The sequence below is a fragment of the Sporosarcina sp. P20a genome (assembly GCF_002743175.1).
Lineage (GTDB): Bacteria > Bacillota > Bacilli > Bacillales_A > Planococcaceae > Sporosarcina.
Window position 1 is genome coordinate 1 of sequence record NZ_PDYT01000043.1, and the last position, 4,260, is coordinate 4,260.

5 protein-coding genes are annotated in these 4,260 nt (G+C 38.7%); all 5 read left to right on the plus strand.

The features are described 5' to 3' along the window. Window positions 1-386 precede the first annotated feature (386 nt). Complete coding sequence (locus CSV72_RS16345; protein ID WP_099679221.1) at window positions 387-779, plus strand: hypothetical protein; 393 nt, start codon at window positions 387-389, stop codon at window positions 777-779. Window positions 780-957: 178 nt separating this feature from the next. Continuing rightward, window positions 958-1,341 (plus strand): hypothetical protein, encoded by a 384-nt coding sequence (locus CSV72_RS16350; protein WP_099635400.1) that lies wholly within the window; start codon window positions 958-960, stop codon window positions 1,339-1,341. A gap of 120 nt (window positions 1,342-1,461) precedes the next feature. Continuing rightward, the gene (locus CSV72_RS16355; protein WP_233191348.1) at window positions 1,462-2,931 is read left to right on the plus strand and encodes an FAD-binding oxidoreductase; all 1,470 of its coding nucleotides are present in this window, start codon (window positions 1,462-1,464) and stop codon (window positions 2,929-2,931) included. A gap of 11 nt (window positions 2,932-2,942) precedes the next feature. Then, window positions 2,943-3,476 carry a hypothetical protein gene (locus CSV72_RS16360; protein ID WP_099679222.1) on the plus strand — a complete coding sequence of 178 codons (534 nt, stop codon included), beginning with the start codon at window positions 2,943-2,945 and terminating at the stop codon, window positions 3,474-3,476. Between the two features lie 213 nt (window positions 3,477-3,689). Continuing rightward, window positions 3,690-3,794: a DUF1048 domain-containing protein gene (locus CSV72_RS16605; RefSeq protein ID WP_143561186.1), complete on the plus strand. Its 105-nt coding sequence runs from the start codon at window positions 3,690-3,692 to the stop codon at window positions 3,792-3,794. The last annotated feature ends 466 nt before the right edge of the window (window positions 3,795-4,260 follow it).

Here is a 4,260-nt window from a genome sequence, read left to right on the forward strand (position 1 = left end):
GTTTATGATTCCGGGTCAAGTCGTCGATGCCTTGACACCCTGAATGATAACAAGGGGACTTTTCTTTTTCAATAGGGCCTCACTGACCAGACAGGAATGGCTCTGGGAGGATCAGCGGGACAGGTGAAACACCCAGCGAGCGAAGCGAGGGGTGTGGTTCACCGCCCGCCCTCCAGAAAGCGTCCGGTTGCAGCGCAGATCAACGGTTTCAAACCACTATCTAGCTAACGGCGCGTTAAATGAACTATCACTTCGTACTAAACGGACGAAATAACCGAATAAGTAAATTAGTAGTTGTTCTTTATTTTTTACATGTAAAAATAACGAAAATTGTTGAATTGCAAAATTACTACAAGTACAAGTGCTATTGAGAGAAGGTAATTGAAATGAAAAAGTTGGTCTTTATTTTTTCTGTATTAATTTTGTCAGTAATGGCTATTGGATGTACAAAAGAGGAGGTCCTCAAGATAGGTACTCCTTTTATTGACGATGGAGGCGAAGGCATAAAGTTTCATAGTGATATCAAAGATTCGGCATCAATTGGAACTTTGAGAGAAATCCTTAATGATGAAAATGATGTGGAAAAACCAAAAGACTTAGGGGAAGTGGCAGACACTTTCTTTTCACTCGACAGACCCAAGGAAGGTATTGCTGAAATACGGAGATCTGTTTGGTATCAAGATGATACTAGCTCAATTTTATACAGTGAAGGTGCAGATACTTATTCTGCTCTTACAGCGGAACAAACGAACGAGTTAAAAAGGATATTGGAACAATAACTCCTTATTAAATTAACGGGTTCTATCCACGACCCTATCATTGGATGCAATTCATGAATTAGAGGTACCTATCAAATGAACCACTTGGATTTTTAAAGATAGATGGATAGTTCCGTTAAATAAATGAAGTAGATGATATTGCACGCATAGAAAGCAGGAGAAAAAAGGGAGCAACGAGATGCGTAAAATAGCTTTGATAGTATTAATTATTACTCTTATCATTTTAAGTGCTATTTTTTTGGGGAATAGGGCAAGCCAGGATACGATTTTAGGTAAGGAGATACATTCTATTTTAGAGCAAGAGGAAAAGCAAATGGATTTAACCACAATGACGGATTTTGAATGGGATGCCGTTGAGGTATTTGGTCCTTATTCAACAAATGAAATAATTGAGGATTCGATGGATATCCGATTTAAAGGCGACAATGGAGGCATCGATGTACTTGAAGATCGATTTTTATTAGTGTTTGCAAATGGGAAGAATGCAGTTAAAACAGTGGTTCTATCTAGAAAGTACGGAAACTTCACAATCAAAGATAACAAAATATTGATTGTTGAATAGTAATATCAATAACAAACTGTGAATAAGTACAGGTAATTCCGACTTAAAATGGCACTTCATAATCTGGGACTATTAATGCCTGAATGTTAGATTAAAATTCTGACTAGATAAGGAGATCACATGCAAACGATAGCACTCTTAGTAAAGAAACCCTGGTTCCTTGGAAGTCTAGTTGTTATTTTTGTATCCGTTATCTTATGGAACATTCCGATTGAGAAGAGGAAATATGGGCTCTCTCAAAGCGGTTTAGTCACAGATTACACCGGGCTACTGCCTGAACGTATTGAAAGAGTAGTAAAAGCGGAAAATCGAAGTGATTTGCAAAGGATTGTGAAACGAGCGAACGTGAATGGGCAACAAATTGCAATTGCCGGATTGCAGCACTCACAAGGTGGCCACACGTATTACAAAAACGGAGTCGTTCTAGATATGCGGACATTCAATCGTATTTTGGAAATAGATGAACAGCAAAAAACGGTTCGTGTCGAAGCAGGTGCCACTTGGGAAGATGTGCAGGAGGCCATACAGCCTGTTGGACTGGCTTTGAAAGTGACGCAATCTCAATCAATTTTTACAATTGGTGGTTCACTATCTGTAAATGCACATGGGCGAGATATCCGCTTTGGTTCGATGGCAGAAACGGTAAAGGCTATGACAATCATTACCCCTGAAGGTGACATCAAGACCTTGACCCGAGAGGATCCGGATGAATGGATGAAGTACATATTTGGTGGCTATGGATTATTTGGCGTGATAGTAGATGTGACAGTGGAAGTAACGGAAAACCATCTATATACGATTCAAACAGAGAAATTGAAAATAGGCTCGTATGCCTCCTATTTCGACCAGTTATTGAATGATCAACATATGGCCATGCACTATGCCAGAGTGAGTGTAGCACCCAATTCTTTTTTAGATGAAATGTATGTGATCAATTACAAGCAGACAGAAAAACGAGATTATACGACGGCGCTAAAAAAAGAGCAAAGTGTTCGTTTAACTAAGTTAGCACTTGATATTGGACGGCATGGGGGCGCTTTAGAAAATCTGTTTTGGGGGACACAAAAGCGTTACATTGCTTCTATTGATGGGAAAGAGATTACCCGAAATAATGCGATGCGTTCGGAATCTACGTTCATGGAATATACGAAGCCGGGTCGTGTGGAAGTGTTGCAGGAATTTTTTATTCCGGTTCATAGATTTGAAGCCTATATGAACGAGTTGAAGAATATAATCCCGGCTAATGATAAAAATGATGATTTTAAAATCCATAATATAACGATTCGATATGCCGCTGCGGATCGTTTCACTACATTAAACTATGCCAAAGAAGATATGTTTGGTTTGGTTGTTTTAATGCAGCATGGGTTAAAGGAAGAGCAGATTACAGAAGCGACGTCTGTCATCCAAAACTGGACCCATCTGACATTAGACCATGGTGGAACGTATTATTTACCTTATTATCGTTATCAGACGAAGGAACAGTTCAGGCGCTCCTATCCTCAGTGGGAGAAGTTTGCGGAGGAAAAATTACGTAGAGATCCAAATAACGTATTCCAGAATATGTTTTATGACTATTATGTAAAATGAGGGAACGCAGCATGAATCATAAGAGTACGCGCTATTTACCACTAGTGGTCACTGTGGGGCAGGTTGTTATTTTCCCATATTATATTATTTGGTTAAAAGAAGTATCTTTGACGTTTACTTTATTTGCCTGGTTCTTTGCGACATTTTCTTTCGCGGCTGCCTGGGGATATCGAATCGCACAATCAAGAACAAATAAGGACCATTCGTATATAGTCATCATTTATGCAGGGATGGGGATCGTGTATATCCTGATAGGCGGTATAAAGAACTCATCTGACATTCTCCCTTATGTGGTCCTTTTTTTACAGGTTATTCTTGGATTGTTACAAGGGTACTTTCGTGCTTGGCATGCTGAGCAAGATACCTACCATTTACACGCAGTCCATCATTATTTGATTGTTGGCTGCGCGATGATAGGTTTCAGCTTCGTTAAAATCATATCTCCTGTCGTTTTTATTACGATATTTGGGATTTTGATGTGTATATGTGCGGTGTGGGAACTTTTTAGAAAGGAAAAGAAAAAGACCATTATTCCCGGGAAATAAGTTTTACAGCCCCACTTAGCTGGTTTCTTATCATAAGCGCTTTTCTAGAATGAAAATGCTAATACTTCGGGGGAGAACATTTTTACAAGACATTCGAAAACCAATGAATATGCCCGTATCAAGAAAAATTATAAACTCCATTTCACAACACTGACACCAGGAAGCCCTCATTTCAATGATGGGGAGGAATAGTATTAGTTTTTTCTTTGTTCTATTGGTGAGAATGTAGCCGATTTCTTCGATGAATTAGTGAAGGACGCAAATACTTGGACGAACAAGTATCGAACGAAGTTGAACGATACGATTCATCGTGGTTAACGTAACACATTAGAAAAAAAGATTAGTGACACTTTGAGATGGAGCTTCACATCTTATTCATATGTAATTCGATTAACGTGCTACGTATCTATTTTTAACAACAAGTCGTAACTTCTTCCACAATTCAAGTTCGAGTCAAGCTGTTGTAACTATGTCGATTACGATTCAGTATTTGAGTAGCCAGACGTTTATGGTCAATGTATAAACTTTCAAGGGGATGCCGACGTTGGTATTCCCTTTTTTATTGGATTTTTCGATGAATCCCATACATAACATAAAGTGCTTTGTCATGTTGCTAAACTGTTGTGAGTAGTGCAAAGGATTGTCTAATTGTAAGCGTCAAACAGTGAACACATATTAATAGAAGTAGATTCGTGAGATACTCCTCCCATAGAGCATATTTTGGGAGGTATTTATTTGAAAAGAAAAGAAAAAGAAGCATACTGGTCTGCAAAGATCGATGAAT